This is a genomic window from Polaribacter glomeratus, from assembly GCF_002954665.1.
In the GTDB taxonomy this organism is placed as follows: Bacteria; Bacteroidota; Bacteroidia; order Flavobacteriales; family Flavobacteriaceae; genus Polaribacter; species Polaribacter glomeratus.
In genome coordinates, this window is record NZ_MSCM01000001.1 from 2,103,609 (window position 1) to 2,122,238 (window position 18,630).

Annotated in this window: 16 protein-coding genes; 4 read left to right on the forward strand and 12 right to left on the reverse strand. The window is 29.5% G+C overall.

Features of this window, described 5'->3' with window-relative positions:
- The 6 genes from BTO16_RS08960 to BTO16_RS08980 form a co-directional block, all read right to left on the reverse strand.
- Positions 1–2,589 (reverse strand): helicase-related protein (locus BTO16_RS08960; protein WP_105021246.1); only part of this gene is annotated, 2,589 nt, incomplete at its 3' end.
- A gap of 5 nt (positions 2,590–2,594) precedes the next feature.
- Positions 2,595–3,224, reverse strand: coding sequence for a hypothetical protein (locus BTO16_RS08965; RefSeq protein WP_105021247.1), 630 nt, complete (start codon positions 3,222–3,224; stop codon positions 2,595–2,597).
- Positions 3,225–3,230: 6 nt separating this feature from the next.
- Positions 3,231–4,595, reverse strand: coding sequence for a restriction endonuclease (locus BTO16_RS17845; protein WP_245892042.1), 1,365 nt, complete (start codon positions 4,593–4,595; stop codon positions 3,231–3,233).
- On the reverse strand, positions 4,582–6,369 hold the full coding sequence (locus tag BTO16_RS17850) for a DEAD/DEAH box helicase family protein (protein ID WP_245892043.1): 1,788 nt from the start codon (positions 6,367–6,369) through the stop codon (positions 4,582–4,584). The genes BTO16_RS17845 and BTO16_RS17850 overlap by 14 nt, the downstream gene beginning before the upstream one ends.
- 102 nt (positions 6,370–6,471) lie before the next feature.
- Positions 6,472–7,929: an ATP-binding protein gene (locus tag BTO16_RS08975; protein ID WP_105021248.1), complete on the reverse strand. Its 1,458-nt coding sequence runs from the start codon at positions 7,927–7,929 to the stop codon at positions 6,472–6,474.
- Positions 7,930–7,932: 3 nt separating this feature from the next.
- Positions 7,933–9,867 carry a site-specific DNA-methyltransferase gene (locus BTO16_RS08980; RefSeq protein WP_105021249.1) on the reverse strand — a complete coding sequence of 645 codons (1,935 nt, stop codon included), beginning with the start codon at positions 9,865–9,867 and terminating at the stop codon, positions 7,933–7,935.
- Between the two features lie 584 nt (positions 9,868–10,451).
- Between BTO16_RS08980 and BTO16_RS08985 the strand changes: the two genes are divergently transcribed.
- Positions 10,452–10,769: a hypothetical protein gene (locus BTO16_RS08985; RefSeq protein ID WP_146105373.1), complete on the forward strand. Its 318-nt coding sequence runs from the start codon at positions 10,452–10,454 to the stop codon at positions 10,767–10,769.
- A 286-nt stretch (positions 10,770–11,055) separates the two neighbouring features.
- Here BTO16_RS08985 and BTO16_RS08990 read toward each other — a convergent pair whose 3' ends face one another.
- From BTO16_RS08990 to BTO16_RS09010, 5 genes are all read right to left on the reverse strand, one after another.
- Positions 11,056–12,258, reverse strand: coding sequence for a primase-helicase family protein (locus BTO16_RS08990; protein WP_105021251.1), 1,203 nt, complete (start codon positions 12,256–12,258; stop codon positions 11,056–11,058).
- 4 nt (positions 12,259–12,262) lie between these two features.
- Complete coding sequence (locus tag BTO16_RS08995; protein WP_105021252.1) at positions 12,263–12,601, reverse strand: hypothetical protein; 339 nt, start codon at positions 12,599–12,601, stop codon at positions 12,263–12,265.
- Positions 12,602–12,688: 87 nt separating this feature from the next.
- The gene (locus BTO16_RS09000) at positions 12,689–12,982 is read right to left on the reverse strand and encodes a helix-turn-helix domain-containing protein (protein WP_105021253.1); all 294 of its coding nucleotides are present in this window, start codon (positions 12,980–12,982) and stop codon (positions 12,689–12,691) included.
- A 180-nt stretch (positions 12,983–13,162) separates the two neighbouring features.
- Positions 13,163–15,322 carry a hypothetical protein gene (locus BTO16_RS09005; protein WP_105021254.1) on the reverse strand — a complete coding sequence of 720 codons (2,160 nt, stop codon included), beginning with the start codon at positions 15,320–15,322 and terminating at the stop codon, positions 13,163–13,165.
- A 3-nt stretch (positions 15,323–15,325) separates the two neighbouring features.
- Positions 15,326–16,543: a site-specific integrase gene (locus tag BTO16_RS09010; protein ID WP_105021255.1), complete on the reverse strand. Its 1,218-nt coding sequence runs from the start codon at positions 16,541–16,543 to the stop codon at positions 15,326–15,328.
- A gap of 336 nt (positions 16,544–16,879) precedes the next feature.
- On the opposite strand from BTO16_RS09010, the gene BTO16_RS09015 reads away from it, so the two are divergent.
- The 3 genes from BTO16_RS09015 to BTO16_RS09025 all read left to right on the forward strand — a co-directional run bounded on the left by BTO16_RS09015 (position 16,880) and on the right by BTO16_RS09025 (position 18,365).
- The gene (locus BTO16_RS09015) at positions 16,880–17,407 is read left to right on the forward strand and encodes a hypothetical protein (RefSeq protein WP_105021256.1); all 528 of its coding nucleotides are present in this window, start codon (positions 16,880–16,882) and stop codon (positions 17,405–17,407) included.
- 169 nt (positions 17,408–17,576) lie between these two features.
- On the forward strand, positions 17,577–18,047 hold the full coding sequence (locus tag BTO16_RS09020) for a hypothetical protein (protein WP_146105374.1): 471 nt from the start codon (positions 17,577–17,579) through the stop codon (positions 18,045–18,047).
- A 111-nt stretch (positions 18,048–18,158) separates the two neighbouring features.
- Positions 18,159–18,365 (forward strand): KTSC domain-containing protein, encoded by a 207-nt coding sequence (locus BTO16_RS09025; protein WP_105021258.1) that lies wholly within the window; start codon positions 18,159–18,161, stop codon positions 18,363–18,365.
- On the opposite strand, the gene BTO16_RS09030 is transcribed toward BTO16_RS09025, so the two are convergent.
- Positions 18,358–18,549, reverse strand: a complete 192-nt coding sequence (locus BTO16_RS09030) for a hypothetical protein (protein WP_105021259.1) — start codon at positions 18,547–18,549, stop codon at positions 18,358–18,360. The genes BTO16_RS09025 and BTO16_RS09030 overlap by 8 nt on opposite strands.
- Positions 18,550–18,630: the final 81 nt, after the last annotated feature.

An 18,630-nucleotide genomic window follows, 5' to 3' on the forward strand; every position in this document is an offset into this window, starting at 1 on the left:
ACTTGCCATATTACTGATTAGCATTTTATTTTCTACTCTAGATTTTAGATTGATATAATTATCTAATGTTATATCTGGCCAAAAATTAACCATTGTAATATTTTCATTAATAGAACCTATTCTATCTATTCTACCAAAACGTTGAATGATACGTACAGGATTCCAATGTATATCATAATTGACTAAAAAATCACAGTCTTGTAAATTTTGGCCTTCTGAAATACAATCTGTTGCTATTAAAATATCTATTGATTCTTTTATATTAGGATGTAATTGTTGTTTACTTTTAGAACGTGGTGAAAAACAAGTTAACAATGTATTCAAATCTGTTGGAATTACTTTAGATGTACATTTACGGCTGCTACCTGTTATTAATGCAGTGTTTAATCCATAAAATGTTTTAAACTCTGACTTTAGGTTATCATATAAATAATTAGCAGTATCTGCGAAAGCTGTAAAAATGATTACTTTTTTGTTATCAGGATTTTTAGGGTTCTCAATTTTTTCTTTTACTAATTCTTTTAAATCCGTTAATTTATAATCTAAACTATCTTTTACTATAGAAATTTCAGATAAAAGTTGTTCTAATATTTCAACATCAGCACTTAAATCTTCTTTCCATTTTCTACCATCCATATCTGCAATATGAACTTTTACTTTTTTACCAATTACATTTTCTTCATCACCCCAATCTGCATCCCAATCTATATCATTAGATATATTTGCTTGTATACCAGAGAAGGTGTTTTCTTCCCCTTTTTCAATAGCGTTTATAGCATTTACTATTTGCCCTAATATATTCTGAACTGTTAATCTAAAAGCATACACAGAACTTTCAATACGTTTTAATAAATTCATACGCATTAAAATCTTTAAACTTGCTTCTCGATCTATTTGAGCAAATTTACCAGAACCAGCTTTTACTTGCTTATCATATAAGTCAGCATACATTTGAACCTTACTAGGCAGAATATAACTTAAGGGTGAATAAACAGAAAGATTTAATAATGATAATCTTTCTGCAATTTCAATATAATTAGTACCGGTATTTTTTGTTAAAGCACTTTGAATAGATATTGGTTTATTTCTTTTTGGAAATTCTCCAATTTCAGATGTATCATAATAAGTAGTAATGTGCTTTCTTGAACGTGCTATGGTTAGACTATCTAAAATTTCAAAGAAATCAAAATCTAACATTTCTAGTAATTTTTCTGTAGTGCGCTGTTCTGTTTCAAATTTAGACCAACTATTAAAAGCCTGTTGTGCTCTTTTAAAGATAGTATCGACACCTCTTTCTGTATCTAGCTTTTCATCAATCTTTTCTGAAGTACCTTCATAAGCTAAAGCTAATTGATTTTTTAAATCATTAAACCTATTGTTTACTGGTGTTGCAGATAGCATTAAAACCTTTGTCTCTATGCCTTCTTGCATTATTTTACGTAATAATTTTTGGTATCTATTTTCTTTACCTACTGATGTATTGTTGTTTCTAAAGTTGTGCGATTCATCAATTACAACTAAACCGTAATTACCCCAATTTACATTTTCTAAATTACGACCATTGCTCATACCCCTTTTGCGAGACAAGTCTGTATGAAATAAAACATCATATCTAAATCTATCTTTAGATAAAATGTTGTCTTTATCATTTTGGCGATAGGTATTCCAGTTAGCTTCTAATTTTTTAGGGCATAATACCAGAACATCTTTGTTTCTTTTTTCGTAATATTTTATGACACCTAATGCAGAAAACGTTTTTCCCAAACCAACGCTATCTGCAATTATACAGCCATTGTATTTTTCTAATTTATTAATAGCCCCAATTACTGCATCTTTTTGGAAATTATAAAGCATTCCCCAAGTCACTGTATCTTTAAACCCAATTTCATCATTGGGTAAATTTTCCATTGCAATATCATCTAGAAAATCGCTAAAAATATTATAGAGCGTAATAAAATAAATAAACTCTGGACTATTCTCTTTATACGCATTTTCAAAATACTCTTGTACAAAATTAGTTACGTCTTGTAAATTTTCTTGATTTCCCCATATCTGATTGAACCATTCTAAATATGCATTACTTTGAGGAAAATCTACTTTTTGAATTAATGTAGGAAAACCTTTTTTATGGCTAACTCCCAAATCTGACGTTGTAAAACCATTAATATTAGAAAAGGCTGCGCCAGATTCTTTATTATCTATATGTATTAAGCCATTCAAAGGAGTGTTTGCGTTTTTATTAGACTTAAAGGTTACTTTTTCTTTTACCCAAGTAGAGCACTCTTTAGCTATTGCCTTTTGATTTAGTTCGCTTTTTAAACGTAATTCAAACTCTCCTCCACATAAATCTGCTTCATTAAAAATATGAGGTATATAAAACTCTCTTGATTCTTTATTTAATTTCTCCTTTAAGAAAGTAGGTGAGGTGAAAATAAATTTCAATTCCTCTATTCCCTTTAATTCTTTTTTTAAAGCCTCAAAAGCATAGATAGAAAAAGAAGATGCAGCAATTGCCATTTTACTACCTTTTTTAATTTCTATTTTTAACTCATCGTTTAATCGATTATTTACATTGTCTATTAACTTCATAAAAATCACTTTGTTCTATATTGTTCTAAAATACTCCAAGGACTTTGATTCATATTAGAATGCCAAACTTTTTTTAAATCTACACCACTGTCGCTGGTTAAATAAATTTCATTGATATATTGTTCTAATGTATCAACGTGTAAATTGCTATAATGATTTGAAAGGAAATCATTAGCTATTTTTAGAGTGTAGCGATCTGGTCTTTTTACCTTATCATAGCCTAAACAACTTTTGTTTTTAAATAATACAACTACTGTACAACCACCTGGCTGTAAACTCCATGGATGTGTTCTATGAGAATCACCAACCCATACTATTTTAGTAACCGAACCTTTTATGATATTTAATTGTTGATTAATTTCACTTTCAAATTCATTTTGGGATAAACTGAATTTAGATGGTGTTTCTTTTGGTTTAAGCACAATAGGGGCCACCTTTAATGGAGTAGCGACAGTTGTACTAGATTTTTTTACTGGTGGATTTTGAGAGACGTAGTTACTTGAAGGTTCTGGATGATAATATGCAAAATAAAATAGTAGATACCCCCCACAAATAACAAAACCCATCGTGCCAAAGCCTTTTACAGCAAGAATAATAAAAGGTATTACAACTATAAATATAATATTCTTTAACATTTTTCTTTATTTTAAAGTAACCATCTCTAACATTTTTTCATACGTACTTACTTTACTAAACAGCACTTCACCATTACCAATCTCTTTAAAATGTTCTTCTGCACAATGTATTTTAAGAGCTTCAATACCCCTTAAATCTTGTTGTTTATCTGAACCTTTTGTTTCAGCTACAAAGTAAATTTCACGTACTTTTTCTTTTTCAAAAACTATTGCCCAATCTGGACTATACTTACCTGTTTTTTCACCTGTAGGAATTGTAATGTAGAAATCTTTAGGTAGTTTAGCGAATACAGAAACCACTGCACTTGTGCTTAACGCTTCTGCAAATGCCGTTTCTATATTTGAATCTGATTTAACATAATCGTAGATATGATTTTTTACTTTTTCTGAGTTTCTATCTACTGTAATTTCGTTGGTAAATACCGATTTAGCATCGTAACGATCTTCTGTTTTGTAATACTTAATATTGTGTAATATTAGACTCGCTTTTACTTCATTTATTAAGCCTCCCGATTTTGCTATAAATTCTTCAGGGTTTTTACGTAGTAAGACAAATTTTTGTGGACTTATTTTTTGCAAAATAGCCACAATACTTCTACGTGTTAAGTTGGTGACGTTTACTATTTCACCCACTATATCATATACCGTATCTGTATATAAATCTGCATCTAACTTTTTAGATTCTCTGTTGGTTTGCTTAAAACCTTCTTTATTTTGTAACTCTTCTTTATTACTGTCTTTTAGAAACCCTGTTTTAATTTCATAAATTCTATCTGAAATATATAAATCTGCATTTAACCTAATTACACTATCGTTGATTAGTTTTTTAGTATTAAATTTTACTTCATAAATGGTTTTAATATTTATTTTTTTCCAAAGTTCTTGAAACTCTTTTTTATGGAAATTTTTATTAAGCGTTGCTGTGATTATATTTCTATCGTTTTCTGGTTTTATCATTTCACCAGTATAAACTGATTTTAATAGTTTTGTAATGGATGCTCTAAATGGTTCTAAATTTTCTGGTAAAACTACTTTGTTTTGTTCAATAGCTATTTTACCTTCTTCTGTGATTTTATCATCTTCATCAATAATATCATTTTTATATAATATTTTGTTGAGCTTTTTAGCTACTTCTTTATCGATACGCATTTCAACACCCATTGCATCTGTAACAACTTTACCAATAAAAAACTCTATCTCTGCTTTTTGAGGTCTATCTTTTAAGGTTGCTGCAATTTCTGACTGTAATCCTTTTGCAAAATCCTCATAACTTTCTGATGCTATAATTGTTAATTTATTAACACTATGCACAGCATCACCAACGGTATCATAATCTTGGCGAATACCATTTTTACCTTCAACACATACCACGCCCTACTTCTTGCCTTCTTCTATTTTTACTTGCTGTTTCCGTATGTTTTAAAGCACAGATTTGAAAAACATTAGGGTTATCCCAACCCTCTTTTAAAGCTGAATGCGAAAAGATAAAACGTGTTGGTTCTTCAAGACTCAACAAGCGTTCTTTATCTTTCATTATTAAATCGTAGGCAGAAATATCATCAGAATCTTCAGAGCCACGTTTTACAGATGGATCTATAAACTTTTTCTTTTTATCTATAGAAAAGTAACCATTGTGAATTTCATCAGCTTTATCTCTATCTAAAAACTCGGCATACGCACTAGGAAAATACGCTTTACGTGCAGTACCAGGATCTGTATCTTTTAAATAGTCGTTATAATCTTGTTGAAATAAATCTAAAAAATCATTTTTTAATTTGTTGTATTCTTCTTCAAATATCTGCGCATATTCACCTAAAACTTGTTCGCCATTTTCGTCGTATTTTCGATACTTATCTACTGTGTCAATAAAGAATAACGATAACACTTTTATGTCTTTATTATATAACTCTTTCTCCTTTTGTAAGTGTGATAAAATAGTTTCACGAATTTGAATACGTCTAAATGCTTTTTCATCTAAATCGCCAACTGCATCACCAGCTTGTAAGGATATTCCATTTACAGAAATAGTATTAGAAGCACCATTAATATCTGTAATTAAGCAATTTTTATATTGTGGCATTTCACCAGATAATTCAAATAAATTAGCTCCTTCTTCTAAACGATGTCTATATCTTTTTACTCCAGAACCGCTTCGTTTTTCATATTCGATTATAGCTACTGGTGCTTTTCCTGTTTTAGTTTCAATCTGTTCTAAATACACATAGCCCGTTGTACCTGTAGAACCTTTTAAGTTAATCCCTTTTACGTGAATTTTCTTTACCAACTTTTTACTGTATGCATCTATAGCATCTAAACGATAAACCTTGTTGTAATCTTCTTTATGTGTAGCTGAATATCTAATAGTAAACAGTGGATTAAAATCTTGCATACTTGCCAAGGTTTTAACACCATCAACAGATTGAGGTTCATCTATTATTAAAATAGGATTTGTTTGTGCAATAATATCTATAGGTCTTCTAGATTGAAAACTATCTATTTCTGCATAAATACGTCTTGCATCTTTTCCTCTGGCATTAAATGCTTGTGTATTAATAATCATTACGCTAATACGACTGTCTGATGCAAAGTTTTCTATATCTGTAGGTTTTGAAGAGTTGTAAATAAATGGTTTTATTTTATGCCCATACTTTTCTTGAAAATGTGTTTCTGTTACTTCAAAAGATTTGTACACACCTTCTCGAATAGCAACACTTGGCACAATAATAATAAACTTAGACCAACCATATTGCGCGTGCAATTCGTACATAGTACGAATGTAGGTATAGGTTTTACCTGTACCCGTTTCCATTTCTATTGTAAGGTTAATTCCTTTTTTTTGAACTGTAGGCTTTTCTAAAATTTCACTTTCTCTTATATCATTTTGTTGCTGTACCTTTTGTATGTTTTGCAACAATTGATTGTCTGTAATTTTTAGTAGCTTATTTCTATACCCAATATTTTCATCTACCTCTTCTGTAAATTGTAAAGTATTAATACCTGCTGCAGCTTGTTTTGCTTTTTGCATTAACTCCTTACTACGTTCTAGCGTGAAATGACCAGAACCTTTTTCTTGACCTAAAAAACTATCGGTTATTGCTTTTACAGCATCTACTTGAAATTGTTGTTCTTTAAACTGTAGCTTCATTTGTTTTATTTGTTCCTTATATACATCGAAATGTTCCTTAATACATACATACGTCTATATATCAGCATAATAACTGCTTTACGTGGTGTTCGCTAAATGCGTTTAAACCTTCCTAAACGCATATTTTGCATTTTTATCTCTAACCTTATCGCTCAACCTATCTAGAATATTTTCATTTTCTATAAATTGCTTTAAATACAATTTTATAGTTTTTTCATTAATCTCTGTATGTTCTGATAATTCGGCAACAGTTGCTTTATTATTGTAAAGCAAAAACTGTAAAACCTTTCTTTGAGTTTCGTTATAATTTGACCAATTATTTTGAATATGTTTTATAATTGCATCAGGGATTGTTTTGGTATGGTCACTTACTTTATTACGCAAAATCAAATATACATTACCATTTTTTTCTATGTACTCTGGCATTGAAAGCATTGATTCTTCCATTGATTTGTAAATACGAGAAACACCTTCATTTAATTGCCTTACAAAACCCATATCCTCTAACGCCCTTGCTATTCTAGGGTTTCTAGAATATCTTTCTGTTTTTATATTTTCTATATTTACTTGAGCAGGTAAAGGCCCACTGTTAGAAATTTCTAAACGATTATCAAAATGTTTTATATAAATTAAATTGCCTTGAACATTGTATGATCTATGACAAAGTGCATTCACAATTCCTTCTAACCAAGCTTCTTCGGGGTATTCTGGAACTTTATTAAAACGACCCGTTTTTAAGTCTAAAAAATAATAATCTTTTAAGGTAACTTGTAGAAACTCTTTTACCTTGCCTATTATCCAAGGTATATTGTTTTCAAAACGTACATCTTTAACCACATTGTGCTCTGTACCTACTTTTGTTTCAACACCTTCGTAACGCACATAGCGTAAAGATGCAGAAGTAATATATTTTTCTGGGTCTATAGAAAAAAGCAAAACACCCGCTTTTTTAATACTATATTTTCCTTCTTTTTTTATAGCTAAATGTCTTTTTACCAACAAGTCTAGCACACTGCCTTTGTAATTTATTTTTTGTTTGTAACGCTCTAATAATTTAGTGTCTAAATCTTCAAAGTCGAAACTAGGTTCGAGTTCATCTTCAAATTTCCGTATCTGTTTGTCATATTCAAGTCTGCGAACTGCATCTCTATCTAATAATTTGTTTTTATCATCTATACGTAAATAAATACATTCATTGTCTTTACGTTTATAAATACGCTCTATATCTTGGTCTACGTGAAACAGAAAAATAAGCTGCCCGGAAATTGTAACTTCTTCTAACTCTATATTACCAAAAGGCTCAATAAAATCGTGTATTAAGTTGCGGTAATTACTTAATTTTTCTGGTGTAAAGGTTTTTAAATCTTCTATAGCACCATTATCTGCAACACCATAAGCCAATACACCACCATCTGAATTTAACATACCAATTAATTCATTGGCAATTTTTGAAGGTACAATTTCTTTTTCCCCCAAGCCTTTCCGCTCAAAGTATTGGTTTTCTACTTTTGTTTGCAGATAATTAAGCGTTATTTGAGAATTAATTTGAGATACCACCATAACTTATATCACTTTCATTTCTGTGTTAGGGCTTAATTGCTTTAGCAATTGCTTTACATTTTCTTTGGCAGTATCATCTTTAAAACCACTGTCTTTAAACACGACACGCAAAGGTTGGTAGGTTGCTATTTCCTTGGCAAAAGCTTCATCTACACCTTCTGCAAAACACGCCATTAGGTAATTAGCATCTACTTTAAATACTTCTTTGCCTTGTATGGTTAGGGTTTCTGTTTTTAAGGTAAGTGGTAAGCCCCAATCTAATAGTATTTGTGTGAGTAAATCTTCTGAAGTTCTATCTTCTTTTATATTATCTGCAAACACATCTAATTGCCCTTGGTTGTAGTCTTGTGGTTTATAATATACATCTTGCATATTGCTGCTGTCTACTTTAAATACTTTGAAACCGTAATCTATATCTGCTTTGGTTTCTTCTTTTATTTTAGTTGCTGCTCTTCGGATGCGTTCTTTACCTATTTCACAAATATTTTTATAACCCGCTTTGTATTCATCTGAATCGGGATTGTTTATTTCAGGAAGTTGAACCATTATAAATTTTCTAGATTTTTTGTCTTCTGCATTTTTATCTAAAACTGCGTGAGCAGAAGAAGCTGAACCAGAAAAGAAATCAAGTACAATGTCATTCTCTGAAACTCTACATGTTTCCATCAAAAATTTAATTAATGAACTAGGTTTAGCAAAATCAAAAGGAATACCTAACTTTTTTAATTCGTGAGATGATGATTGATTAATGTGATTTTCAATAAAATTATTAGGAGTAGCAGATGACTTTTCAATTACATCATTTAAAAATGTTTTTGTAAAAACATTCCAAAAAGTCTCTCCACCTTCTTCATTTACTAAATTTGATGATCTTACTTTTTTAACTACAATTTCATCTTTCTTTTCTAAATATGATTTATATGACCATCTCCAAACTTTATCTTTTTTACTTTTAGGAGAAATAAATGCAGCATCCAATTTTTGATTAGGAAATACTTCACCTGGCGGAATTACAAAACTACCATCAGGACACTCTATGAAATATCTTTGATTTGGTCGAGGATCAAGACTTGTCATATATAATCGGACTAATTGATACATTTCACCTTTACGTGAACCTTCTTCTTCAATTAAATTATATGCATCATAATTAATACCTCCAAAAAATGGAGTACAAAACTCTCTATTCTTACAATATGTGAGAACGTGGTCAAAATTAGGAGCCCAATAGTCTCCTTTGTTATTTGCTTTTTTAGAGATTCTTCCTGCACCACCTATAAAATTAACGCTTCCAAAAATCTCATCGGATACTTTACGTAAATTATGAACTTCTTGCTCTCCTATGGATATAAAAATAACTCCATCATCAGTCAATAAATTTCTCGCAAGTTTTAATCTTGGGTACATCATTGTTAACCAATCAGAATGATAACGTCCTGCAGATTCTGGGTTGGCTACCAAACGATTGCCATATTTATCTATCTGGTCTGTTTCTTCTTTGTATTCTTTACTGTCTTGTGTAAAGTTGTCTTTATATACAAAGTCCTTACCTGTATTGTAAGGTGGGTCTATGTATATCATTTTAATCTTCCCTAAATAGCTTTCTTGTAAAATTTTAAGAACTTCTAGGTTATCGCCTTCAATGTACATATTCTCTGTAGTATCGAAATCTACAGAATCTTCACGTACTGGTCTTAATGTTTTTGTAGTAGGTAAGTTTGCGGTTACAATTGCTTCTTTTTTTCCTGGCCATTCTAGTCGGTAGCGTTCTTTTGCACCTTCTACAATTTCGTGGTTTAATTCTTGTTTTAAAAGGTCGAAATCTATGGCTTTGCCTTCTGCAGTTTCTGTAACACAGTTAGGAAATAAGGCTGCAATTTTTTCTATATTTTGGTTTACGAGGTCTGGTGTAGATAAGTCTAGTTTATCAGATGTCATATTTGGTGGCTTATTAAGTATGGTAGCAATTAATTTATAAAAATATAAATATTTTAAAGATATACAGCAAGGAAGTTGTGGTTTTTAACGGAAGCGAAGGAAGTTTCATTTAACTCCCTTAAAAATCTCATTTTCCTTACTTATCTCTTTTGATGGATTGTAGTAATTACTTTATTAAAACATTAGCATTATAAAGGCTTGTAACATATATTTTTGAGAGATTTTACCTGCATTTAAATGTAACTTTTACGGCAATAATTAAAGAAGATAAAACCTGTAAAATAATTTTTATAATCATATACACCTTAGCTTAAAGAAGTTTAGCAGCAGCTGTTTTTAAGAAATTCTTCTGACATTTTTTTTAAAGTCTTTTTTAATTTAGAGGTTAAAAATATAATTTATATTAATAGGAAACTATATTATTGATAACGTTTTCTAAAATATCGTATTGCTCTTTTAAGATTCAGGCATTGCGGTATTGCAGAAGGTATTGCGGTATTGCAGAAAGTATTGAGTTATTGCCAAAAAAGGCATTGCGGTATTGCAGAAGGTATTGAGGTATTGCCAAAAAAGGTATTGCGGTATTGCAGAAGGTATTGAGGTATTGCCAAAAAAGGTATTGCGGTATTGCAGAAGGTATTGCTAGCGGTCTTTTTGGTATTGCTAAAGAGGTTTTTGGTATTGCACCTATTGCTAAAGGTATTGCTTGCTGTATTTTTGGTATTGCCTGCATTGATAACAGTATTGCTAGTCGTGTTTTTAGTGCTTTTGGTATTGCTAAAAAGGGTATTGCTTATTTAAATTTAACTATCACAACCCCTATGTTTACCCTAATTTTTATACACCGTAATCTGCAATCTATTTCTGCAATACCATCATTTGAACTTTACAATAGAAAGTGATGGGTTCAATTTTACAGATTTAAATATATACCACAAGTAAAAGTATTGATTTTCTAAAAAAAAGAGAGAAGCTCTTAACAATTACTATCCGAAAGCCATTATGATTGATAAATTACACAATTACTGTTGCCTTGTTGCAAAACCCGCATAACTATATAGTAATCAGCCATCTACAAAGTAACAGGAAATCAACAAGCTGTCAACAGTAAAACCTAAAGTTAAACTTGTTGACAGCTAGTTGAATCACTGTTGTTGCTGCAAACCCTTTATATACCTGAGTTTATTGCTATTCATCAACAATCAACACTGTTTCTATAAAATCCTTTTTCTCAAACTCAAAATACCTTCCTTTTTTAGTTTCAGAATCAAGGATTGATTTATTCGCCGTATTTAATGCAAAATGATATTTCTTGTAGCTTCCATTAATTGGCGATAATCCATAGTCTACTTTTAGTGTATTAGAAACTTTATTGCGAATGGTTCTTATGTTGCTTCTGGATAGTTTTTCTAACAAATCAGAAGCGGTATACCTTAAAACATCTACTTCAAAAGTGATAAAATCATCAATTAAAATTTCCTTTATTTCTTGACTTATGTAGGTTTTATTGCCTTTAATTACTTTATCTAAGGCAGGTGTGTAAATTTGCTGCTTTGTAAACCACATTCTGGTTTGCCTTTCTGCTACAATTTTCCTAGTATTTAAAAAATACAAAAAATGAGAAACTTCAGCTTTTAGTTTTTTTAGCATATTTACATCTTCTTTTTCAAATGACTTTACCTTAATAACCCAATATCTAATTTCTTTTTCATCAATTTGAATGAAATTTTCTTCATTATTGGAACATAAAATAAACTTGCCGAAAAAATTAGTTTCAATTTTATCTTTTCCTTTAGATTCTGTTTTGTAGGAACTTGCTGTAGAAAGATTTTTAATACGCTCACTATCTTCCCGTCTATCTAGCAATACTTCATCTATTGCAATTATTAATTTTGACGACCAATCACTATTAAATCTACTCCTAAAATCTTCATTCTTATTGATGGTCATATTTCCTTGAAACAACAACTTCAACCAATTTAGAAAGGAAGTCTTTCCTGTATTTCGTGAATCACTTACCAGGCACAGAATTGGTAGAATCTGAGTTGGTAGTTGCCATAATATTGTCAAATAATCAAGCCCCAAATCATACTGTTCTCTGAAAATATGTCTTAAAAACTGCTCCGTTTTGTCAAACCTACCTTTCGCAAGTTTATGTTTTATTTTTTCATATTCATTATAAAAAAAATTAATTTCTTGCTGATAATTTTGATTGTCTGGTATTGTAATAAAGCCATCATACCGTTTTACCGAATCAAGAAAACCTTTTCCGTAATCAGTTACTATTTCCCCTTTAGACCACTTAATTAAAGCCTTTTCACTATCCCCACTTAGTAATGGGATTCTGCAGATTTTATAATATTCTGTCCCTATTCTTACGTAATCTACCATTGTGCTATATGTTTATATGAATTTTTATTGGGTTATAATCCTTTGTATCATCCCAGCAAATAATAAGTTCAGCTGCTGTTATATTTTTATCCTTCTTATACCAAAAATCAATCGTATCTTGAAAATCTTGCCATAAAAATCTTGGATTTGCTTTTCCCAGCATTTCAATTTTTTTAACCTCATATATAAAAAAATCAATATATTTCACCAAAGAATCATCAGCTAACCTATCAACCTTAAACCTATACATTTCGCATAAGAGCCTGTCTGCTATTATTAGTAAACTTTTAGTATACTTTTTGTCTAAAGAATTATAGTTTTCTTTTTCAAATAAATGCTCCATATTATTTGCTGTATTTTAATGATTCAACTTCAACCTTCTTTAAAAACTCTTTAATTACCGTTGCTAGTACTTCCATAATTTTGAAAATTAATAGTTTCGTTTTTTGCTAGAAAAAGCTGCTTTGTAGTTTTTGTCTAAAAGTTTTTTTACATCGCCCATTCTATAATAGATTTTTGAACCTATTTGAGAAAACGATATAAGACCTTCATCCCTCCAAGTTTGGGCGGTGCGTTTGCTAATAGTCATTAGCGTAATAAAATCTTGATTGTCTAAGAAAGTTTCCTCAGGAGTTTTAGATTTTTCATCCAACTTTCTGTTTAGCGTATCTAAGCGACTTACTAAATCTTTGTACTGTTCTACTGTTAAAATTACTGCATTCATTTTATGAATTTTTATGATTATGTTTCCAAAAGTCACAAGAAAAGAATGCTTAAAATACTCTACATTTAAAGTGCAGAGTAGGGTGTAGAGTGCAGAGGACCCTGAAAAAACAGTTAACCCAAAGGAAGATAACTATTTTTTGAATTAAATATTTTCGCATTGCACTTAAAGTGTAGAGTGCTATTTGAGTGTGTTTAAAGCTAAATCGATGTTTTTTGTAGATGCGATTTTTTTTTGACCTCTAAGCCTTGCTCTTTCATATCGCTCACCATTTTGTTGAATAAAGCACTTAACAGCTACCACCCAATGTTCCTGCTTCAAATAAACTACATATCTTAACTTATTATGTAATTGCTTTATGAGATATGTTAGTTCAGAAATATTACCTTTCCAAACAATGGGCTCTTCAATAAAATCACCACTAAAAACTTTATTAAAATCTTTTAATTTGGTGTTCTTTTCAATAAGATTTTTAGATATTAAAGCATTCCTTAAATCTGTTAATTTTGATCGCTCTGATGGCTTGCCTACATATGTAAATGATTCATGTTTTATTTTTTTTACTCTTTGCTTATTATTGCTAATTGGTTCCTTTGTTACTAAGTTTTTTGTTTGATTCGGTAATACCATTTCCAGACTTATTGTTGCTGTTTCTTTAATGAAATCAGATTGAATTAATAAAAAGTCTTTAAAAATGTTGATATATCTCAAAGGACCGGCGGAATTAAATACTTCATCTACCATGTGAACTGCTCTTAATTCACGTTCCCTTATATTTTTCAATCTACTCTGCAAATACATTATTTTATTTTTTAATTCAGCACCTTCCAAGACCTCTTTAAGCTTAGACATTCCATAAGCAAACAACCTAGAATAATTCTCTTTTTGAGTCTCACGAAGAATAGGTAGAGGAATTGAAAAAAAAACTGAATGATGCATCATGTCATTATATAGACCCTCTATTTTATTGTATAATTCTTTATCTAAAAACATTTCATAAAAAAGGAATGTAGGATTTATTGAAGGGTATTTAGATGAAATCTCTAAAGTTGTGCTATTTAAGAATTTTAAGTAAAATTCTGATACAACATCTAAAGACAACTTAATTTTAACTAATTCTAAAAGAGAGTCTTTAAATTTTTGTGAGTCATTGTTAAGAAAACATTCAACTTTGAAAGCGCATGCTAAATTTGTTTCTTCGCTATATGCAAATAAAGAAAAAAGTTCTTCTGATTCGAAATAACTAAATTCAGACCTGTAGCACTCTAGTTGCTGAACTAAAAATAATTTAATCTCATCTTTTGTGTTTTCTGCGCAATCTGCATAAACAGTTAATTCTTTACCAATTTCTGCTCCTACTAATATTCCTTTATTTAATAATTCGTTCAACTCTTCACTCCATAATGGGAAACTGTAAGGTTCTTCAAAATGTCGTCCGTTAATTATACTTTTTAACCAAAATGATAATTTTTCTATTAAATAAAAGACCGTAACTTCATTACTAACAATAGTTTGCGAATTTCGCATTACTTTATCTAAAACACTACCTACACTTAGTGGGGTTATTTTTCTAAAATCTAATCCATCCCGATTAAAAATGGCGTAGTTAGTGCTCAATAAATAGTTGTCATAATCTATAAAATTGAAGTCTTTAAATAAAAACAATTTTGATAATATCAACTTTAACTTTTCACCATCTATTATATTTGGTAAAAGTTCTTCTTCAATAATAATTAGCTCTTGCTTAATTAAGTTTAAAGGGTTTTTAGTGTTTTTTAAATACTTCTGATATTTTTTAATAGCCAGAGTAGCGTCATAAACAACAATATTAATGAAGCTGTTAGATTGCCATTCTAAAATATCACTATAGTCCAAGCTCTCAATATAAAATGGCTTTTTATATTGAACATCATCTTCAAGTTCAATGTAGTATTTACATATTTCACCCCCTAGAAATTGATTAAAAGTATATTTAGAAATTTTTTTTCTAGTGTTATTAATGAAGCCATATACTTTTGCTGAGTAGAAACCTAAATAAATAGAATTAATTAATTCAGGCCCCTCTTCTATCCCTAATAAAAAATGCCTACTTGCATATTGGGTTAATACTAAGTCTTCGTCACTATAATTTTCTAAATAGTAAGGATGAGGGTCTGAACTTATCAATTCCTTTATTCTATTTCTCTCTCCAATATAAAATTTTAGCGTTTCAAAATGATTTAACCCTATAATTTTGCTAGTTACTTTAACTTTATATTCATCCTTAGCTTTTTGTTTTCCTTGACTATAAAAGACATCAAAATTATCTTTTAAAAAGCTATCTATTGATTTGTTAAACATATTTTAATTAATGTATTTATCGACTGCGTTATCTAACTCACTACTTATAATTTTAGCATACACTTGGGTAATACCAATATCTGAATGGTCCATTAATTTAGACACGTGCTCTATCCTCATTCCATTATTTAATGCTCTAGTTGCAAACGTATGTCTGCTCAAATGAAACGATAAATTAAAAGGTAATTCTAATTTTACACCCATTTTATTTAAATACATACTACTTAATGCTGTTGCTCTACTTGTTACCAAACTTCTATACTCTTTGTCTGTAAAATATTCATCCTTTATGGTCGTAAATGGAAAAATAACATCTTCTTTCTTCTGGTTTTCTTGCATGTAACATTCCAAAATATCAATTGCTTTTTGACCTATTTTTACACTATGCTGTCTGCCAGTTTTTCGTATAATTTTTGTAATTCTAGAATTTTTCTTGTCGTAATTATTCCATTTTAATTCTAATATATCGCCAAATCTTAAACCACCAGAAAAAACAGAAAAGATAAACATATCTTTTATGATTTGCGCTTTATAATTATTTGAAACTTCTAAATTAATAAAACTTTCTAATTGTTCGGCTGTTAAATAGCGTCTTGTACTTTTTTCTTTTTTAACGGTAAACTTATTGAAAGGAAATAAATCTAAAGGTATTAAATCCTCTCTCTGCGCTTCTCTGAACATTATCTTCATAACCTTTAAAGAAAAATTAATAGTTGTGTTATTATTACCCATTTTAGAGCTGCAATAAGATGCGTAATCTTTTAATGTAGTTACTGTAATATCTTCAAACATTAATTCTCGATGCCCTACAAAAGTTTCAAACTTCTTTAAATATGCTTTATAGTTTGTATAAGTTGAATGCGCTAAAGTACCTTTTTGCTTTTCGCAACGATTAGCTGAATAATCAAAAAAGTTCGTTAAAGGTTTTCCTTTTATGGCTTCTTTTAATTTTCTAGCTGTAGTAGATAGGTTTCTTCTTTCTAAGTCCGCCACCTCTCCTTTAGCATCTGCAACCTTTTGAGATATGTAAGCATTTAGTCTTGTAGAATTACTGTGATTCTTTTTAACTTTTTGCCTATCTTCATCCCATTCATTAGGATTCAATTTTAAACTTAATGAAATAAATTTAGTTGAACGATCTTTGATAACTCTTAAATAAAGCGGCGCTTCACCTGCTTTATCTAGCTTGTTTTTTCTTAAAATTAATTTTATTGAAGACATAACCTATTGATTTATATGAGAAGCAATATGCTGCAAAACGAAGGCAAGGTACAACAATAGGTACAACAAAAAACACTTTTAATTAAATTTAAATGCATTGTTTTGCATCTATAAAACACTTAAAACCAATGATTAGAGGCGTTTAAAAGAAATATGAATAAATACAATACAATAACTACATTACACCGTGTATGGTAAATTGCTATATTTAGCATAATTTAAAACTTGTTGCTTTTTTTGTAACTTCTGAATTTCTGCCGAAATTCCTCGTTCACAAAAACGCAACTTACAATACACAACAACGTTGGCAACCATTACCAATCACACTCAAAAGGAATGAAAGAAGAAATAGTAATTAAGTATTTTAATATAGTTTTGAATGGTGCTGAAAAATTTGATATATTTAGTATTAATAATATTTTATTAAAGAAAGATTTCAATCCACAAACGGAAAAAGAACGAGAATATTTCCATGAACTTTGTGACAGGATTGAAAAACTAGCCACTAAATTAAAATTCTTTGAAGATGGTAAAAATGGTTGGTTCGAATTATCCGACAAAGGAAGGAAATCAAAAGAACTTGGTGGATATTTTGAATATGAAAAACACATAGAGAAAAAGGAATTAGAATCTGAAAAAAATGTAAATATTAATATTGGGAACTTAACGCAAGGGAATAATTACGGAACTCAATCATCGGGAAACACTGCCTTAAATAGTCCTGTTAAACAAAAAACGGTAAATAAAACAGAAAAAGAACCTAGTAAAAAATCTTGGATTGAAATAGCTTCTTGGATTATTGGTTCAATTTTAGGATTGATTGCTATATATGAATTTATAATAAAAAAATTATTGGCGGAATAAAAAACGGTAGCCAACACCGTGTAAAAAAAATTGCTTATTTCTGTAATTATCATAATTTTTAGTTTTCTAATTTACTATATTTATAAATTGGAAAGTTTTAGAGTTTTTAAACCGCAACTTTCTTTACACAACAACGTTGGGTAACATTTACCAATCACACTTAAAAAGAATGAAAAAGGAAAAAGCAATTAAAATTTTAACACAACAATCTGAAAAATTAAAAAATATAGACCTTTCAGATATACGGAATTGGGATGTTGAAACTAAAACATACTTATCTGATTTTTTCGGAAAAGAAAGTCATCAGTATAATCATTTTAGAATGAATTTAACAGACCCTAGAATTTCAGTACAAAAAGAGAAAATTATTTTATTTCTAAATGACTGTTGCAATATTATTTCTAATATAGGTTTATATAAACCTCTTACTGAAAATTGGTTTTCTAAATTACCAAATTGGATTATAAACTTAGGACTTCCCGCTTTGTGTTTCATTTCTTTCGGAACTGGAATATTATTTACTAATAATAACAATTACGAATTAAGAAAAGAAAATTCTGAATTAAAAGAAAAATTATCTCTTATATCTTCCGACACAATAACCAATAATCATAAAAATTTGAGCAACAATCCAAAATAAAAAAGCTGTATTTAATTCCATAAAACCACGTTATTTACAAAGTAAAAATACGGAATAAAAACAACATAACAAACTGAATATTAGTATTTTAATTAAAAAATTTACATAAAAATGGAAAGAATAAGGGTTTCGTCATCAAACATTAAGGAAATAGGTTATCTGTTAGGAACTTTAGAGATATTGTTTAAAAATAATACAATATATCAATACAAACAAGTTCCTGAAAACATTTATAATCAATTAATAAATTCATCTTCAAAAGGAACTTATTTTTCGGAGAATATAAAGAATGAATTTCCTTGTCGTAAAATTAGGTAATTTCTGAATTATTTTCAAGTATCCATTTATAGGTTACATCTTTAGGGTTTTGGTCTATTGCATATAAACCAATATTTGAATCTCTGAAATGATTTAATTCGTTATAATCCTTTTTAGAAATTAATCTGAATGAAAAAACGTTACCGAACACCGTGTAAAAAAAATTGCTTATTTTGTTAATCATTATTATTTCCGTTTATTAAATTTCATTATCTTTAAATCGGAAAATTACGTTTCTAAATACGCAACTTTCCTTACACAACTA